The organism is Ignisphaera sp. (assembly GCA_038735125.1).
In the GTDB taxonomy this organism is placed as follows: Archaea; Thermoproteota; Thermoprotei_A; order Sulfolobales; family Ignisphaeraceae; genus Ignisphaera.
The window spans coordinates 517,987-537,181 of record JAVYNU010000001.1 but is presented as its reverse complement, the minus strand read 5'-3'; the positions used below and the strand labels follow the sequence as shown (position 1 = coordinate 537,181).

Genomic DNA, 19,195 nt, shown 5'->3' with positions numbered 1-19,195 from the left:
AAATGGAAGTTGAAAGAAACAGAAACTTGAAGAACCTATCACTCCTTTCTATTAACATAATACACTTGGCATAATAAAATCGATTTACTTGTAGTAAAACTAGCATTTAAAGCTACAATCTTGCTTTCAATATAACAACAAAAATGTAATAGAAAATAGAATAGTGTTTTAAGATTCTCATCATCTCTATTTCAATATTCAAAAAATCTCTTCAATGGCTTTCTAAATAATTGCTGCTTATGAACTTTAAAATGTTGGTATCTTCAAATTTTCTTGCAAAATACTCTGTTAATTTCTCTTTGTATTCTTTTATACGGTTTTACATATGTGGAAGAGAATTACAGATGAATTCTAGATGCGCTTTCTATAACCTCTTTTGATTGATTTTTAAGTAGGTTTTCTACATTTTCTTTTTTTACTGCGGTTGTTGTTCCTGGTGCTGTAACACAAACTGCTCCAACTGCCTGTGCATAAGTTAGTATTTCTATGAGTTTTTCATAGCCAATCTCATCTATGAACCTTCTGCCAAGTCTGTTACCAGCTATATCGACTAGTTTGTAGATAAATCCGGCTTGGAAAGCGTCTCCAGCCCCTGTTGGATCAACAACATCAACCTTAAATGGCTTTTGATATATAATATAATTATCTTTAGCTATGTAAGCCCCTTTCTCCCCATCAGTTATAACAGCTATTTTCACACCTCGACCCAAAATCTTTTTAATTCCCTCAATAACATCCTCAACACCAAGAACATTTCTAAGCTCATATCTATTACAGTGAAATATATCAGCATATTCCAAGGCCTTTACCAAAAAACTCCAATCCTTTTTGCCATAAGGTTTAGCAGCACCTACATCAACAAAATTCAAGATACCCATTTTACTGCTAAACCTCAAAATGTTCTCCAGATTATCATCGACATCACCTAAAAGCCCAGGAGCCACATGAAGTAGACTCGGCTTTACCTCTTCAACATATTTTAAAACTTCATCGGATGACATATGGGTAGATGCACCAACCTCTACATGGAATCTCCTATCCTCTCCATTAACAACAATTATAACATTTTTGTTAGAGCCAACATTAGGAAACCTAAACAGCTTTAGCTGTATAGAGTAGCTAGCCAAAGTATCCTCAATAAATTTTCCACAAAAATCTTCGCCAACAGCCGAGACAACATGTATTGCAGAAGGGCTATAACCAAGCTTAACAAGATCTATAGATATGTTGCATGGGTGTCCGCCAAGCGATATTGTTATTCCCCTATCTAGATAAACAATATCGCCAGGTCTGCTAAGCTGTGGAACAACTAATATGATATCACAAACAGCAACACCCACAAACATTAATACGGGAATCAAACACATCACTTCATAGATTATTTGATACTTTAACAAAATTTATATTTTCCAGTATTATGCTAACTACATAAACAACAATAATAAATCTTTGCTTTGGATTTTGTGCTCTACCCACAAATTGGTTCCTCGGCGGAGTTACCGAGATCGATTGAGCACACCTTCTCTCCTACACACTTCTACATCTACAGATACTCAATTCTGGTTTGTTTTGTGGAGGTAGAAGGAGGGTTTAAAAAATATATATTTATATATTTATTTTCTTTTTATTATCCATCCGATGGCTATTCCGACTACTAGAAGCACTACTGCTAGTATTGTTGTTGTTGTCCAATCTGTTGCTGTTACTGTTGTTGGTGATGCTGATACTATTGTTGTTATTTTTGTTGATAATACTGTTACTGTTGACGGTACTGTAACACTTCTCTCAATTGTTGCTGTAACTGTTACTGTTGATATTGGCGTTGCAACGGTCTGTGTCTGTGTTGGAGATGGGGATGTTGCAGGAGGTGTTGTTGTGGCTGGGGATGTTGTTGGGGGAGTAGTAGTTGTCGCGGTTGTGACAGGAGATGTTGGGGATGTTATAGGAGTAGTAGTTGTTCTAGGCTGTGTAGCTGGAGATGTTGTAGTGGTTGGCGGAGTAATTAGCTTAAGTAATGCATCCACTACCTCAGGTAATGTTTTTACCTTAAATTCTGATGGTATTAAGTTGCGTATATCTGTTGGTCTTGGTAGTGTTTCTGGTGGCCATAGTATCTTTGTTGCTGGTTTTAGTAGACCATAATCTTGGAATAGGTATGGAGCTATAAAGCCTGTAGGTGATGAACCAAACCACCATATCCTCATACCATCATAGTACGGCAATTTATATCCTAGTCCTGTATCTATTACTCCATCCGGTGGACCTATAAGCTCCATTATGTTTGTTGTCTTAACATTTACAGCAAATGTTCTTATAACTTTCCATCCGACACCCGTGAAGATATAGTAGTTCCAGAACCATACCAGCTTCGCTAACGAGTCCCACCACTCTGGTGTAAATGGTAGGAATGCTTGTAGCTTTAGAGTCTCTACATAGGGTGACACATATATGATTGTTCCATTCTTTAGAGGTACAGGCCACGCCTTATCCACCTTAGTCAAGTTTATATTGTTTGACCCTGCAAACATTGACCATCTTAAATTTAGGAACCCACCTCCAGCTTCAGCCAAGGATGTTGATACCATAGGCCCTGTCTCGATTAGAACATCGAATTGCAAGTTATCTTGTACTTGAGCTCTCAATGAAACATCGAACGACCTCGTTGTTACAGCTATTCCATGTTGTTCCCACTGCCACTTAAGGTTGTCTGCCATAGCAATCCAATCAGTATATGAGCCACAGGCTATCTCTATGCTAAGTGGTTGCCCTGTTCTTGTATCATACCACTTGCCATCAGATCCCCTCTTAAATCCTGCCTTTTCAAGTAGTTGATAAGCTTTCGTTGGATTATAGCTCCAATCATAGAGGTTATTCCTAATCCAATTGGGAAGCCAACTCGAGTTGCCAAGTCCTGTTATATAGTCATCCAATGGCAACCTAAGTGGGTATGCCTCGGCAAGTTTTGTTCTATTTATAAGCATTGTTAAAGCTTGTCTTACTTCGGTTATGTTTAATGGGTATTTCCATGCGTTAAACCACAAGCCATGTATAACCCAAACATATGAAGCAAAATACTTGGTTGGTATGCTTCCATCTGCCTGTATAGTACCCATGAGATCTAAAGGTGCTGCACTATATTGAAATGTAATATGGCCATCTCTTTCAAGTGCTATATCTTGGTCTGAAGCCCTTGTATAGTATACGTCAACCTCCTCGAAAACGATTTTATTGGCAAGCGGATAGTATGGATTCTTCCTGAGGATCACCCCAGTATCGGTCAAGGTTTGTGGGTCAACCCAGTAAGGACCGTAGCACCATACCTCATTTAGTTGATAAGCCTTGAGATCATTGCTAAGCTGAGCATAGGGAACCTCATTAAGCTTCATTGAAGCCACTTGTTCAGCCCACTTACCAAATATATCGTAAGGTGTTGTAATGTATTGTGTCAGTAATGTCCTTATACCTATGTAATTAAATGGTGCGGTAAACTTATATGTATATACTTCTCCAGGTTTATCTAGTCTCCCAGCGGTAAACGACATAGTTGATTTATTGAAATAGAACCTTATGGTATAGTCATCTAATATCCTAATTTCGTCTAACCATGGTATGTAGTTTCTCTGGATCTTCCACTGTATCATGAAATAAGTCCAAACATCCTTTGCTGTGAAAGGCTTCGTATCTTTACCATTAAACCATTTAAGATCGTTTCTGATGACAAGCTCTAGATAACCCCTGCCATCTGTGTCTATACCTAGTTTAAAGTCCTTGGCAGTCCAGGGTAGAAACGTTTCAGCTACAATACTATACATGTATAGCGGAGGTCTACATGCTGCTTGAAGATATGATGAAGCCCCAACAGGATTTTGGGGGGCAAAGGGATTATGATTGACAACAGCAGGTTTAGTCCATCTAACCACGAATTCAAGCTTAGGGCCTTGTGAATGAACAATACTAGTGGACACTAACGTGCTCATTGTTAATAATAATAGAACTAAACTTATTAGTAAATTCCTTACAATTACTTTTTTCACTATATGATTCACCTCATCTAAATCAATTTAGTATAGGCAGAAGCTAATAAATTTATTTGTTAGTTATATGCCCTAAAGTGGAGAAAAATCCCAGTTTAAGCCATTAAATCATGTAATCAAGTTTGCATCTAATTCTAATACCTAACGCAATAAAAATAGCTGGATAAGATAACTAATATAAATGGCATGCAACAAAGTGATCTTTTTCTATATTCTTTAGCTGCGGCTTTTCGGTCCTGCAGATGGGTTTTGCGTAAGGGCATCTTGGATGGAGGGGGCAACCTGAAGGTTTGTTTATCGGGGATGGTATTTGCCCTGTTATAGAGACTTTTCTGCTTTCCCTCATAGTAGGATCTGGTAGAGGTATAGCATCTAGTAATGCTTTTGTATAGGGATGCAAAGGTTTTGTTATTAAATCGTTTAACCTGCCGTGTTCAAGAATCTCACCTAAATACATAACATAGACCCTTGTTTGAGGACCAAAGAATTGTAGTAATGTTATTTCATGTGTTATGAAGAGCAGAGAGGCGCCAATGTCTTTTACATTGTTTTTCAAAGTTTTCATAACACCAGCTTTTAGTGACGCATCAAGCATGGTAACAGGTTCATCAGCCACAATATACCTTGGATTTAATACTATAGCTTTAGCTATTGATAATCTCTGTCTCTCACCACCACTTAATTGAAATGGGTATTTATCTAGGTATCTTTCTGGAGGAGTAAGACCTACTCTAGCCATAACATCTTTTACCATCTCTAAAGCTTCCTTATCTGTAGGCACTAGCTTATGATATTTAACAATATCAAGTAGCAAATCTATAACTCTTCTATATGGGTTTAGGCTTGCATATGGGTCTTGTGGTATGTATTGTGCGTTTATTCTGTATTTTTTGTATTGCTGTTTGTTCATTTTTCTTATGTTTATTCCTTGGTATAGTACCTCTCCTTTTGTTGGTTTTAGCAGATCTAATGTTATTTTTCCTAGTGTTGTTTTTCCAGATCCGCTTTCACCTATTAGTCCAACTACCTCTCCTTCATTTACATCTATGCTTACATTATCCACCGCATTGAAGTATATTCTCTTCAACCCCTTCCTTATAGAAAATGTCATGACAATATTTTTAGCCGATATCAAGGGAGCCAAAAAACGTCACCTCTTTGCATATAGCCAGCATGCAACAAAACGATTCTTCTCAACCTCTACCAAAGGAGGCTCCTCCCTCCTACAAATATCCATAGCAAACGGACACCTAGGATGAAACTTGCAGCCATAGGGTAACCTCCTATAATCAATTGAGACACCTACGAAATCTGGAGGTTCTTTGAATTCTCCTAGTTTTGGAACACTAGCTAACAACATTTGTGTATAGGGATGCTTTGGACTATAGAAAATACTATGAACATCGCTAATCTCACACAATCTGCCAGCATACATAACAGCTACTCTATCAGCAATATCAGCAACAAGAGCGATATCGTGGGTTATAAGCATATAGGTCAAACCCATTTTATTCTTTAGATCCTTCAGCAACAATATTATTTCTCTTTGCGTCAACACATCCAAAGCTGTTGTAGGCTCATCAAGAATAACAAATTTAGGATTTAAAAATAATGCTAAAGCAATTAAAGTTCTCTGCTTCATGCCGCCAGAAAGCTCAATAGGATACATATTAAGAACCCTATCAGCATCAAGCTTGACAGACTCCAACAAAAACCTAGCCCTCTCCAAAACCTCACCCTTATCACTAAAACCATGAGCCTTCGCAGTCTCTATAAAATGATCCCTTATCTTTATAGTAGGATTAAGAGCGTTCAAAGCACTTTGAGGAACCATAGAAATCTCCTTCCATCGGATTTGTGTTCTAAACAGCATGTGTGGAAGATGTAGTATTTCTACATAGTTATTTCCAAGCTTGTACAGCACCTTCGAGTTATTATCTACATACGCTATCTCTGGTAATGTTCTTAGGATAACATTAGCTAGGGTTGTTTTACCACAACCACTTTCACCAACTAAGGCTATAGTCTCTCCTTGTATTACATCTAGGTTGATGTTGTTGAGTACTCTAATTTTCGAGTAATAGACAGATAGATTCTGTACCCTCATTAGGTAACTCAATTTATTCACCTTCTTCTATCTTGGTTCTTAGGGCTGGGTTGAATACTTCTTCAAAAGCTCGAGCTACATTAGCTAAACTAAACTGAATCAAAACGATAGCGATAATAGGTCCCCAAAGACCTAGTTGTACTGAAAGTTTCTGGGCATATAGACCTCCAACCGATGTAGCTAAGTTTATCTGATAACCCCAGTTATCGGCACTAACAGGGATTATACCGAGGAATGATAACGAAGTGTATCCATATATTCCGTTAACCATCGCTAACACGAACTGCATTGTAATATAGGGCAGTATGTATCGCATAATTTCTTTGAATATTATGTATCTTGCTCCAAAGCCCAATGCTTTTGCCACCTCTATGAACTCCCTACGTTTCAGCGATACAACTTGTGCTCTTACACCTCTAGCTATAGTACCCCAAGCTGTTATACTTAGAACGCCAGCTCCAACGAGTAGGTTACCTCTAAGGTTCGCAGGTAATAGTGCTGAAATTATTAAAGCTAGAAATGTCGAGGGTATGGTTAGAGCTAGTGTTATCAAGAAATTCAAAGCCCCATCGATTTTACCTCCAAGGTACCCCGCTATAAGACCCATCAACATTCCCACGATAGTAGTGATCAGAGCTGATAGGAATGCTACTGTAAGCGTTGGCGCAGCTGCTCTTACTAGGCATAGAAATAAAGGTCTCCCAGTACCCTCTGTTCCTAGGATATACCATGGAAAGTTCTCTAATGATGGCGACTTATACATGTAGAGGTATCCTCTTGGTGGTGGTAATGGGGGAATAACATTAAGGTATACTAGAATAGTTGCTAGTATGTAAAGGAATAACACGATAAAGCTAAACCCCGTAGTGAAGTCTTTGAAGAATATTTTTAACACAAACTTTAGCGATCTCGATGCCTTTGGGTTAACCAAGTTATTCAGCTTCATATTATCGCCCTTAATCTGTTCTAATTCTTGCTCTAGGATCTATGAAGCCATAGGTCATATCAGTTAAGAGATTTGCTAACACCAGTATCCCTACAAATGTTGCATATACACCTAAGATTACTGGGTAATCTCTGTTGCCAATCGCAACAGAAAGTAGAGTCCCAATACCTGGTTTTGAATATAGATTCTCTAACCATACTGTTCCTATCAGCAACTGAGCAAAGGTCACACTTATTGTTGCATACGTTGGCAAAAGCGAATTTCTTGCAACATAGTTAAACAGTATTCTTCGTGTTGTTAAACCTCTAGCTTTCGCATAGGTAATGTAATCATCTTTCAGCGTCATTATAGCTATAGAGCTTACACTCCAGGCCCATCTGGGTAGAGAGGTTAGGACTAATGCTATAACTGGTAAGAGGTAATAGTAAAGTACACTTGCTATGAATTCTATGCTAGGTCCCGGTTTTACATGTGCAGCGTCATAGGGTCCCATATAAGGTAGAAGCTTCCACATATACCCTATATACACAAACAGTATTACGCCCATAACCCAGTTAGGTACAGCATTTAGAATGCTGAGTATAAATGTCATAAGCTTGGAAATAACTGCTCTCCCTCTATAATATGCTAAGATTAACCCGAGAGTTATACCGATAGCCATAGTTATTAAGAGAGCATATGATACAAAGAATACTGACCAAGGTAAGGTATTAGCTATTAAAGCAGAAACAGAGACCCCATACGATATAGATTTTCCTAAATCACCTTTTATCAAGTTCATCAAATAGTTCGCTACTTTAACATGAATAGGCTGCTCAATGTCTACACCAAAATACGATCTAACTATGGTTAGAGCCTCAAAGTATGGATACCCTTGGCTCACTAACTGTGTAATCATTATCTCTAGCGGGTTTCCAGGTGTAGCGAAAACCACAAAAGATATCAAGACGATAGCTGTAAACCACATAGCAATAGCCATCAAAACATTCTTTGCAATCCAACCCCACGTACTCATAGGCTGGCAACACCATAGGGAGTGATTATTACATTGCCGTAATTTCTAATTGTTGCGAAACTTAATAAAGTTTAATGATTCTATATGGTAGCGAGTAGGTATAGCGGTTCTTCTGCTACATTGTTAGAAGCAGTTGATATCTCTAGTTTAATCCATTGTGGTGGATCTTCAAGTATCAACTTGCCATTCCTTCTTAACGGATCTGCAACTAAGTCTTCTCCTGGTATTGGGGATTCGTAGACTTTGATTTTATCTAGGGGTATCTTACTGTATATGGTGAGTTTCTCAGCGGGGGGAACATATATGTACTTATTCATGTCCTTAGAGAAGAGCTTAAGTTTAAAAGAGTAGTATGCTTTAGGATCAAATAGGTTCTTATCTAGAAGTATACACCATATTTCGTGTGTGTACCCCCATCTACCTGTATCATGTCTTAAGCTCCAGGTATCCCTGAAAGCAGCAACAAGAAGCTTGGGAGCACCATCTGGTAGTGTCGTGTAGTGTGGGTGTCCTAGCTGAACCATATTGTCATCGATTTCAAGCAAGTGCGTCATAGATGTTTGCATAGTGATGAAGTTCCCAAAGAACACATCTGATGGTATTTCATCTAGTGTTGGCCCTATGAAGGTATGAAGAGTCCATTTAGAGCAGCTGTTTTGTTCTGCAAATATTTGGAATCTTGGGAGCAAGGTGAAGTCTAATACATCGTTAGAGCCCCACCTAGCTACGACCCCAAGGTTTTCAGCTTTTGCCTCATCTACGTTATCAATGCTTTTTACCATGTAAACCTCCAGCTCCTCTTTTCTCTCGCTATTCCTTGTAACAGCAATAGCATCACGATGCTTTGTATACACACCTATTGGTTTTATGGGGAAGCCGTAATCCCTTACTGCTCCAAAGTCTAGTATCTCTTTGTATTTTTTCAGATTCCACTCGCTATCAAAGGTATAGAGGAATATTTTTGAACCATGGGATGTCGTTACAATAAATTCTTCTTTGGTAGCGTTGTAGAATCCTCTTACGGTATTATGTGTATAGGAAGCATCAATAGGGAAATCATATCTCAATATTTTCTTTAATGTATTCCACTGCGGAATTAGGTTCTTATCTACTTCAACTACGAATACTTCTCTCAACCTTCCTCTAGGATCCCTCCAGCCAGTAAATAGAAGCCAGTAAACATTTTTCTTGACGTCATGTATTAGATTTGGGGTTCCTACACCTCCCCTTATATCCTCAACCACTTCAACTTCGTAGGGAATGAGTAAGGGTGTTATTTTCGCCATGAATGAACACCTCTAGTAACATTATCTAGCACATAACCTTAATATTCACATGATACTAATATGTATCACCCCATCTATAATCTCGTATAGAACTCTACCAGTTGATTGCCTAGGTATCGGGAGGCCAAGAAGTGCGCAAATCGTTGGTGCTATATCCCTCAACCATACACCGTAATCAACTTTAAGGCCTTTCTTAACCCTAGGACCTTTTATCACAAACATAGCTTTGTTGGTTCCAATGGAAAGTTTAGCTGATGGAAGCCCCTCGTGAATGCTTGAGGCCCCTCCCCATATACCATGCTCTGGATCAGGTAAGCCGATGTAGCCCTCTTTCTTTAATTGATATCTTTTAGAAAGACCCCTAACAATTGCATATCCCGGTCGCGGAGAATACAGGATATCTAGGTCTTTCTCTCTATAGCCTAGCACTTGTGCCTCCCATCCAGGTATAACAAGATAGAACACATGTTTTTCTCTGTCCTTAAGCGAAAGTAACACGTCTATCAACTCTTCAACTATTTCTCTATACTCATCTTCACTTCTTATAATGCCATCACTATACCTCCATATAGTATTGAGTATAAGTCCATCATATTTTATTTCTCTAACAATACTTTTTGATGTATCAATGGAGCCCTCATCTTTTATGGTGATGAAACCTTTATCAACTAGATAATCAACTAGAAAAACTACCTTCACCCTTGCTATATGCCCGTGATCCGATACTAACACCACCAGAGTATCATCATCTGCTAGAGTTAGAATTTTACCAACAAAATTGTCTATCTTTGAATATGCTTTCTTGAAAACTTCTCTACAATGTGAATCATCTATGTATCCATGGGCAACAGGATCTATGCAATACCATAACTCATGCTGGACATAGTCTATCGCATGAACTTGAACAAAAAGCATATCCCAGTCCAACTCTTTTTTTAAATACTCTGCAGCTCTATACATCCAATCCAAATGGTGCTCAAGCTCCTCAAAGAAAGTATCGAAGCATTTATGCGCTAAACATAACCTTGATGGATTATCAAGGAAATAGCCCACCTCATTAATAAGCTTTTTCTCGACATCGCTAGGATAAATGAAGCCCTCCACAGCATGGATCTGCGTTCTATAAAGGAGAAAGTTCTCGGGGTCACTATTCAACAGTTTAAACCTGCAAACCCCCTTAGTGACACCACCATCCAGATCCTCAAACGGTATTACTATGAAATCACTCCATTCCCCTTCGTGTAGAGTTGCTATACTTTTAGAGAAGTCTTTATCGAAAGCCATTGAAAGAGTATCGTATGATCTACAGTTACTTGAATATAACAGTAAATAAATTGTGGCAGGTTTTTTATTTTTTAAAGAAATAGTTAAAGAGGTCTCAAGAGGCTTCAAATCATTACATGTGGTTCCCTGGAACAATTCCCAAGAATCCAATACACTCCACCTAATCAATACCGACTCAAAGGAGCCATGCAGACCACCTGAATAACGATATATTTTCTTAGATGAATAGAGCCTGCTTTCTTCAAGAACTCCCAAACCATTATGGGGAGCGCCATCGCCTATAGCAACCACATTAGTATTATTAGGAGGGAAAGAACTGGGGAATCTAATTAGAACAACCTTTTTTCCATATCTTGAAGCAGTTTCCCAAATACTTTCAGCATTTCTCGCATTAGATGTGAAAACCCATTCGAAAACTCTATGAATAGTTGAATCAGTTCCAGTTGCAATCGTGGTCCAATTTGTAGGGGTATAGGTTGGCATGGATGGTAGAGCGTAACCGTAGGAACCCTCCATCATCAGTCTCTGAATGTTGGGCATAAGACCTTCTTTAGCAAATTTTTCTACAAAATCCAGAATCATAGAGTCTATTCCGATTAAAATAAGCTTCCTATTCAACCAACACACCACAGATCATCTGGGATCGTGGAACACAAAATAAATTTTTGTGTTTTTATTTGAAAACAACAGACTTTAGGAGGATAAGAGTCACTTTTTGTTAACTTTGATGTAATAGGATTAGGACATTTCTTCAGGACATTGAGATTTTCATTATAAGGGCTTTGCTGTCAGGACTACCTATAGTTCCTGATAAGATGATAACTATTAGATGAATCGACTTGGTAACTTTGTGTTTGAGATACAAACCTAAAAAGCTACGATAATTATGAGTTTGATCTACGGCAATTAAAATGATAACAATAATAGTTTACATTGACGTTATGTGCTTAGGAGTAGGCTATAGGTTTCTCAATGAGCCAGTTAATAACCTATACATTCCTGCTGTTTATAGTCTGTATAGTTATGAGTTCTTTGTCACTACATCAGTAACTTAACTACAGACTTTGAATATAGTTCCACGCTCTACTAGGTATATTAATTGTATAGATGATGCTTAAATTTGATTGAATTAAACACTTCTTTATTTAATATTTAATTATGAGAACTGCAAGCCTTTTCTTCAAGAATATTTTTAAACTTTAATTAATGGTTATCTGCGGGGTGCAAGATATGAATAGAACAATATATAGAATATTGATGGTATCATCCATAACACTGTTACTGGTACTATCCTTGCTACAAGCATTATATGCACCTAATAGAGCTGTTGCTGGTCAAGGTGGTCTCAAAGGTAGGGTTATGGAGAAGCTTGGCAGGGGTCTTGTAGCGCTTAGAATCTCTAATAACTCTGTTTGGTTGAGTTGGAGACTTCTTGCTACAGATCCTGACAACATAATGTTTAATGTATATAGGCGTATAGGGAATGGGCCTCTGGTTAAAGTTAATAGTAAGCCTCTATATCTGACATGGTTCATTGATAATCTAACGAACTTCGATTTCTCACAGCCTGTAACATATTATGTAGCAAGTGTTGTGGATGGTGTTGAGGTAGGGTTTTCGAAACCCTATGTTCTGCGCCCCAATACCCCCATAGGCAACTATATATCTATTCCTTTAAGACAAGATGCCTTGAACTTTAATGACACTGTTCAAGGAGCTAGACTTGCAGGCATAGGCGATTTAGACGGTGATGGCGAGTACGAAGTAGTTGTTAAAAGAGGTGACCAAGATATAGATCCATCGCAAACCACTGTACCTACAGAAACATATAAGCTTGAGGCATACAAACTTGATGGAACATTTCTATGGAGAGTTGACCTAGGGCCAAACATAAGACCAGGTATATACTATTCACCATTTGTTGTATACGATCTCGATGGCGATGGAAGGGCCGAAGTAGCCGCCATGATAGGCGAGAATGCAACATTCTATACACGCGATGGTAAAGTGATAGTCGTTGGAGATATAAATAACGATGGTACTATGAAATATGCTGACTATCTTGGCAGACAAACTAAAGACCCACTATACTTTGCTATAATTGATGGTGCAACAGGTTATCCTCTAGCATTTGGCGAATGGTTGTACATGTACAACTGGACCTATTGGGGTGACAACTATGGCAATAGAGCTAGTAGAAATATGATTGGTGTCGCCTACCTTGATGGAGAACATCCATCGTTAATTATTGCTAGGGGTATCTACACACACATCTATGTAGAGGCGTGGAACTGGAGAAATGGAAAACTGGAGAAGCTGTGGACTTTCTATTACCCATATCAGGGTCTAAGCAAAGGCTTCCAGCAAATGAGGGTTGCTGATATCGATGGGGATGGAAAGGATGAGATAGTATATGGGGCGATAGCAATTGACGATGATGGTAAGCTGCTTTGGGACTCGGGACTGCTTCACGGTGATAGGTTCCATGTGGCAGATATAGATCCTTCAAGACCAGGGCTAGAGATATTCTATGTCCAGGAAAGACCAGGACAATGTTCTGCCGGATGCAAATACACATTTGTAGAAAATGGTAAGAATTGCACCGTTGTGAGCAATCAGGTTGTATGCAAGCCTGTTAGCGGAGAAGTCACATTGTATTGGAGACCTGGTGTAGCTCTTGTAGAAGCTGCTACAGGCAGACTTATATGGGCTTATTCAGGTCCTGGAATAAGTGATCAAGACATTGGTAGAGGAAGCTGTGGAGATATAGATCCAAGGTATCCAGGTATGGAATGCTGGGCTACAAGACCAGCTGCCCCAGGTAATCTATTTAATGCATCAGGTTATATAGTAGGGCCGAGAATGAACCTAACAAACTTCAACATTTGGTGGGATGGAGATCTGCTTAGAGAACACCTAGACGTTGTAACACCAAATAGCTTTAGTGTCAGCAAATACGATTGGAATAACAGGGTATGGAGACACATATTTAATGTAACCAATGTTATTCCAGGTTCTAGAAACGCTCCTCTAGCCTATGGCGATATAATTGGTGATTGGAGGGAAGAATTCATAGTAGTTACAGCAAATAAAAAAGAGATGAGAATATATATATCAACAGAGCCCACAAACTACAGAATATATACATTAATGCAGGATCCGCAATACAGATTAAGCGTAGCACTAGAGACCCATGGCTATATGCAGTCAACCCAATTGTCCTTCTACCTAGGCACGGAAACAAAGTTTCCAATACCAAAACCTAACATTAAATATCCTGAGTTCAAACCTACTACATATACCATTCCTGCTGTTACATATACCCTTCCCATGTTCCCATTACTTCCATCAATAATAACGACTGTTACTATGACTGTGGTGTCGCCGGTGACTGTTGTCTCGACTTTGACTACCAGTCTTTCACCAAAAACTGTTGTAACTACAGCGATAGTGCCAACAACAATAGCAACAACTTATAGAACTAGCATTGTTTCTCCAGCAACTATAACAGTCTCTACAACCATTAGCACCACAATCACTAGCGAAAAAACAGTTACAACCACTACACCAAAACAAACAACAGTGTTAGCGACTGTGGCAAGCCCAACTACAATTGTTAGCGAGAAAACAATTACATCAACAATTGCCAGCCTAACAACAATAAGGGAAGTAGAGTGGACAACAACAGCAGTTATAGGAATAGTACTACTTGGTGCGGGTTTGGGGGTAGGGTCGCTGCTCCTAAGAAAAAAGTAGATTAAATTATTTTACGTAATCAATTACTTTTTATCATTAGTATTGCGATGTAAAAATTGAGAGCTTTCAACGCTGTAATGTTATTCAATAATGATATAAAACATCGGACTCTATCTCCCTTCCTAATTAATTTGAGCAGTAATATCCTTGTGTTCACAGGAACTGCTGTTTATTTCTGATTTTGATTTGCTTAGATTTATTGGTTTTCTGAAGACCATGTAATTCAACCTTATGGTCTTCTATGTGAGCTTATGATGCGATGGACTCTCTTTATATGGGCGCTCTATCTATAATTATATTATTGTAATTACTATTTTAACTCCTTCCTCGATGCAGCCTCAACCCATTATAGCTGATTTAATTATGTAATTACTAGCTTTCTTTTGGCGTTGTAGTTTCCAATAGTTCTTGTAAAATAGTAGTGTTGGCTGGGAGCTTAACATTTATATATTTGTGTTGTTGGTATTAGCCTTTGGGAGGCAGATACGATGTTTCAGTTCGTAACTCAAAGAATTAATGTGCTTGATTATGGAGCAAATCCTAGGGGAGGTGAGGACAGCTCAAAAGCATTTAATATGGCGTTAGAAGAGGCTTCAGAAAAAAGAGCTTTGGTTTATATACCCCCAGGGAAATATGTCTTGTCTTCTCCTATAGTGCTGAGAAGCAATACTGTAATACTAGTTGAAAAAGATGCTCTGATAGAGTTTGTTGCTAATTATAGTAGTTATCCTGTGATAGAAACTCGCAGAGAGGGGGTGCACCAATGCCAGGTATCGCCCCTTATACTAGGTAAAGATGTTAAAAATGTAGCCATAGTAGGGGAAGGTGTAGTAGATGGGCAGGGCCAGCGCTGGTGGTACTTAAAAAAATCGCGAGTGCCAGAGGATGTATGGAAGAAAATCATAGAATCTGGGGAAGGATACATAGATGAGCAAACAAAAACTTGGTGGCCAACGAAAAACGCTTTCGAGGGAAGTAGAGTATATAAGGAGCTAACTTCAAAAGGGCTCAAACCCACTAAGGATATATGTGAACAATTCCGCGAATTCTTTAGACCACAGTTTCTTCAGTTACGCAATGCGGAAAATGTCTACATATATGGCGTTACCTTTAGAAATTCCCCCATGTGGAACATCCACATACTCTACTCAAAACATATAACAATAGAGAATGTCACTATATTAGCACCTGATTACTCTCCGAATACAGATGGAATAGCAGTTGACTCTTCAAGCGATGTATATATACGTGGGTGCCTAATCGATGTGGGAGACGATTGTGTTGTACTAAAGTCAGGCAAGAATGAAGAAGGAAGAAAAATAGGGATACCAACAACAAATGTATTTGTCAATAATTGCATAATGAAGAGAGGACACGGGGGATTTGTTATAGGTAGTGAGATGTCAGGAAGCGTTAGAAATGTCTCCATAGAGAACAGCTTCTTTGAGGGAACGGAAAGAGGTATAAGAATTAAGACTGCTAGGGGTAGAGGAGGAATTGTTGAAAACGTTATAGCGAGAAACATAACTATGAAGGACATAATATATGAGGCAATAGTAATAGACATGTTTTACGAGTCTGTACCACCTGAACCGGTATCTGAGAGAACACCAATAATAAGGAATATACATATACAGAATATCACTTGTTATGGTGCTGGACAAGCAATGAGACTTGCAGGCCTTCCCGAGATGCCCATAAGCGATGTGATCATAGAGAACGCCAGATTAAATGCTGCAAAAGGGGCATATATATCGAATGCTATGAATTTGAAGCTAGCAAAAGTAAGGGTAATATCATCTGAAGGACAACCAATGATATTAGAAAATGTTAGGAACATCTCGATGGAGGATTGCACAGCAGAAAAACACCAGCAATGATCTCCTTTATTGAGAAATACCTTCCAATCTGATTTTATAACTAATATGTAAGGAGTTAAAGGATGAGTTACAAGAATATACTATACCTGCACAAGGTAGAGCCTCCTATATTTGATCCAGAAAATGCATATAACCTTGATTTCTCTGATGGTTTAACGTATTGGACTTTCATTAAAGGTACAGAGACTCAGCCAACGGTTAGCTACATCGGTAACGTAGGTATCAAAGTTAAGAGTGTTAAAGATTCTCGCTGGGTATTAATATACAAGCCTTTGATTAAAGCTGTAGAAGAAGATTACTATGTATTAGAGGTTTTGGTTAGATACTGTTTCTATGGTCACAGGTTTAACTCTAAGAGAGGAGAGGTAGATGGTTTTGCGGTAAGAGTAGAGCCCTTAGATGAAAATCTAGAGAGCATTGAGATAAACATAGACAAATGGGTTTGGGGAGATAACGGTGAAACCTTTTTTAGAACTGACTGGAGATGTGGTTACAAACCATGTATAAACCTTGGCAGATTTAGATGCGGCGATATAGCTTTAGCTGGATGTAGCAGCAACTGGAAAAAGACGTTTAGCTTCTTTAAAACGCCTAAGGGTACTAAATATCTAAGAATCTACGTAGTTGGGCAAGGAGAAGGAGAACTTACTATAAGGCATGTTAAAATATTGAGGGAGGCACCCAAAGGCGTGATTCTAGAGCATAGCAAATCACCATTTAATGGCTTTCAGATTCCAGATGCACAGGTATACAAACGTATTAAGCTTGGAGAATACGCAGCGAGGATTATGAGGATAGGCGATTTGAACGGCGATGGAGTTCCAGAATTTGTTTTTGCTCAAAACGACAATGTTGTAACGGGGGAGAAATACCATCATAATATATACAGGCATATCACATGTATAACAGCGATAGACATTAATGGGAATATTCTTTGGCAGATGGGCAGACCGGATATCAGGAATTTCTCGGCTGAATCCGAGTTACCTATAGGTGTTATAGACATCAATGACGATGGTAAAGATGAAGTGGTTGTTGCCAGAAACTTTAGGTTAATGGTGCTTGATGGGGCTACAGGCAACATTATAGCAAGTACGAGCACGCCCATGGCTAAGGAGGGCCAAGGATATATGGAGGGCCCAGAAACATTCTTTGAAAGAGTTTTAGGGGATCAAATAGTCTTTGCAGATGTGAGAGGTTTGGGAAGACCAAGAGATATAGTTTTTAAGGATCGCTACAATAACTTGTGGGTTTACACAGATACTCTCGAAGAGCTGTGGAGCTATACAGGTAAGCTAATACATACCCCGCTAGTTGTTGATATAGATGACGATGGGAGGGACGAGATATTTGTGGGAGATGCCCTGATAGATGATAATGGTAAAGTGCTCTGGAGGCTGGATCTCTACGATCACTGTGATAGCGCTGTAGCATATACTTACAACAATAAGAAATATATAGCTCTAGCTAACCAAGATGGGGGTTTCTACTTTGTAGACGCTGAAAAGGGTGAAATAATCAAAGAATGGCACCTAGGCCATGCCCAAGTTCTATCCCTAGCATATTTCGACCCCTCAATACCAAGACCTTTAATAGTTGCCCAAACATTTTGGGGTGGTGTTAACCAGTTTCTATTTGATTTAAATGGCGAACTAGTGTTTGCCGCATTCAACAAAGTGTTTGGGTGGATACCTGTCAACTGGCTTGGAAACAGGTACCAGTTACTAGCATCTCATAATGGTTTATACGATGCTTATGGAAACCTACTAGTTGCATTTGAATATGATATGTGGGAGGGTAGTGAATGGGGGCCAAAGGTCTATGTGTGGGATGTGGTAGGAGACCCCAGAGATGAGGTTATAGTGTGGAACGAGCACTCCTTAGTGATATACACTCAGAATGGCAATCCAAAAGAAAAAGTTGTTAAGGTTGTGAGAAGATACTACAACCAATCACTTTATGGCAACATAATCTCGTTGCCAAGCCAAAGCTAGGTCAAATCCATCTCCATTTTTATCTTATTCACTATATCCATAAGCCCTTTAAACGATTCCCTTGTGCCTTCCTCTTTTGTTCCGCCTTGTGGGGTATAGTGAGTCTCAAGAGATACAATTATATCTTTTTTAGCAATCTCCTTCAGTTGCCCATAATAGTCTATAGCGCCTTTGCCTATAGGTCTCCAAACAAATCTCCCCCTTTCATCAACAATAGCATCCTTTAGGTGCATATACATGATATGGTCTTTAACGTAATTGTATCCTATAGGGTAGGGTGTTTCTCTTGCGAAAAAGGCATTGCCAGGATCCCACAACACCTTTAACCAAGGTGATTTAATTTTTTCCAGTACTATCTTGGTTTCGAAGCCTGTCCCAACGAAACATGAATACTCGTTCTCTATTATGAGGTGGACCCCCTCGTCTTTAGCTATGTCGAGGGCATGCTGGATTCTATCAATGAGTAGATCTAGATATAGCTCTAGACTTCCTTGCCACCAAAAAGTAAAGATCCTTGTGTAGTTTAAATCAAACAGCTTAGTCAATTCAATAGCTCTACGTATAAACATTAAATGTTGCTCAAAGCTCTTCTCATCATCGATATACATCTTGAAGGCAGGGGAAGCTACATGGGATACCATCAAGCCATATTTCTTCAACAAACTCTTTACATTATCTAATTCAGTATCAGTCAACTCAATAATATTCTTATTCCACAACGATCTAATCTCAACCAGCTCCACACCTAACTCCTTTATGACCTTAAGAGCATGCTCAAAATCTTGTGTTATTTCATCAGATACTATAGCCAATTTCATCTACATCCACCTAAATTCTGTGTTATTTGCTCACCTATATAAAATTAAATTTACCTCAAAAACATTTGGTTTAGG

At 38.8% G+C, this 19,195-nt stretch carries 12 protein-coding genes; 3 read left to right on the top strand and 9 right to left on the bottom strand.

Annotated elements, in window-relative coordinates; all coding sequences use genetic code 11:
• Positions 1-338: 338 nt before the first annotated feature.
• From QW284_03055 to QW284_03020, 8 genes are all read right to left on the bottom strand, one after another.
• On the bottom strand, positions 339-1,361 hold the full coding sequence (locus QW284_03055) for a carbohydrate kinase family protein (GenBank protein MEM0338644.1): 1,023 nt from the start codon (positions 1,359-1,361) through the stop codon (positions 339-341).
• Between the two features lie 252 nt (positions 1,362-1,613).
• Complete coding sequence (locus QW284_03050) at positions 1,614-3,965, bottom strand: ABC transporter substrate-binding protein (GenBank protein ID MEM0338643.1); 2,352 nt, start codon at positions 3,963-3,965, stop codon at positions 1,614-1,616.
• A gap of 241 nt (positions 3,966-4,206) precedes the next feature.
• Entirely contained in the window at positions 4,207-5,178 is a 972-nt protein-coding gene (locus tag QW284_03045) for an ABC transporter ATP-binding protein (protein MEM0338642.1), read from the bottom strand.
• 6 nt (positions 5,179-5,184) lie between these two features.
• Positions 5,185-6,153: an ABC transporter ATP-binding protein gene (locus QW284_03040; GenBank protein ID MEM0338641.1), complete on the bottom strand. Its 969-nt coding sequence runs from the start codon at positions 6,151-6,153 to the stop codon at positions 5,185-5,187.
• A gap of 1 nt (position 6,154) precedes the next feature.
• Positions 6,155-7,072 (bottom strand): ABC transporter permease, encoded by a 918-nt coding sequence (locus QW284_03035; protein MEM0338640.1) that lies wholly within the window; start codon positions 7,070-7,072, stop codon positions 6,155-6,157.
• A 25-nt stretch (positions 7,073-7,097) separates the two neighbouring features.
• Positions 7,098-8,102: an ABC transporter permease gene (locus tag QW284_03030; protein ID MEM0338639.1), complete on the bottom strand. Its 1,005-nt coding sequence runs from the start codon at positions 8,100-8,102 to the stop codon at positions 7,098-7,100.
• 80 nt (positions 8,103-8,182) lie between these two features.
• Complete coding sequence (locus tag QW284_03025) at positions 8,183-9,388, bottom strand: hypothetical protein (GenBank protein MEM0338638.1); 1,206 nt, start codon at positions 9,386-9,388, stop codon at positions 8,183-8,185.
• 45 nt (positions 9,389-9,433) lie between these two features.
• Positions 9,434-11,290, bottom strand: a complete 1,857-nt coding sequence (locus QW284_03020; protein MEM0338637.1) for an alkaline phosphatase family protein — start codon at positions 11,288-11,290, stop codon at positions 9,434-9,436.
• A gap of 612 nt (positions 11,291-11,902) precedes the next feature.
• On the opposite strand from QW284_03020, the gene QW284_03015 reads away from it, so the two are divergent.
• From QW284_03015 to QW284_03005, 3 genes are all read left to right on the top strand, one after another.
• Positions 11,903-14,428, top strand: a complete 2,526-nt coding sequence (locus QW284_03015; protein ID MEM0338636.1) for a hypothetical protein — start codon at positions 11,903-11,905, stop codon at positions 14,426-14,428.
• A gap of 488 nt (positions 14,429-14,916) precedes the next feature.
• Complete coding sequence (locus tag QW284_03010; GenBank protein ID MEM0338635.1) at positions 14,917-16,308, top strand: glycoside hydrolase family 28 protein; 1,392 nt, start codon at positions 14,917-14,919, stop codon at positions 16,306-16,308.
• A 62-nt stretch (positions 16,309-16,370) separates the two neighbouring features.
• A complete protein-coding gene (locus QW284_03005) occupies positions 16,371-18,302 on the top strand; it encodes a hypothetical protein (protein MEM0338634.1) in 1,932 nt (643 codons plus the stop codon).
• Here QW284_03005 and QW284_03000 read toward each other — a convergent pair.
• Positions 18,299-19,120 carry a sugar phosphate isomerase/epimerase family protein gene (locus QW284_03000; GenBank protein ID MEM0338633.1) on the bottom strand — a complete coding sequence of 274 codons (822 nt, stop codon included), beginning with the start codon at positions 19,118-19,120 and terminating at the stop codon, positions 18,299-18,301. The two genes, QW284_03005 and QW284_03000, sit on opposite strands and share 4 nt — an antisense overlap.
• Between the last annotated feature and the right edge of the window lie 75 nt (positions 19,121-19,195).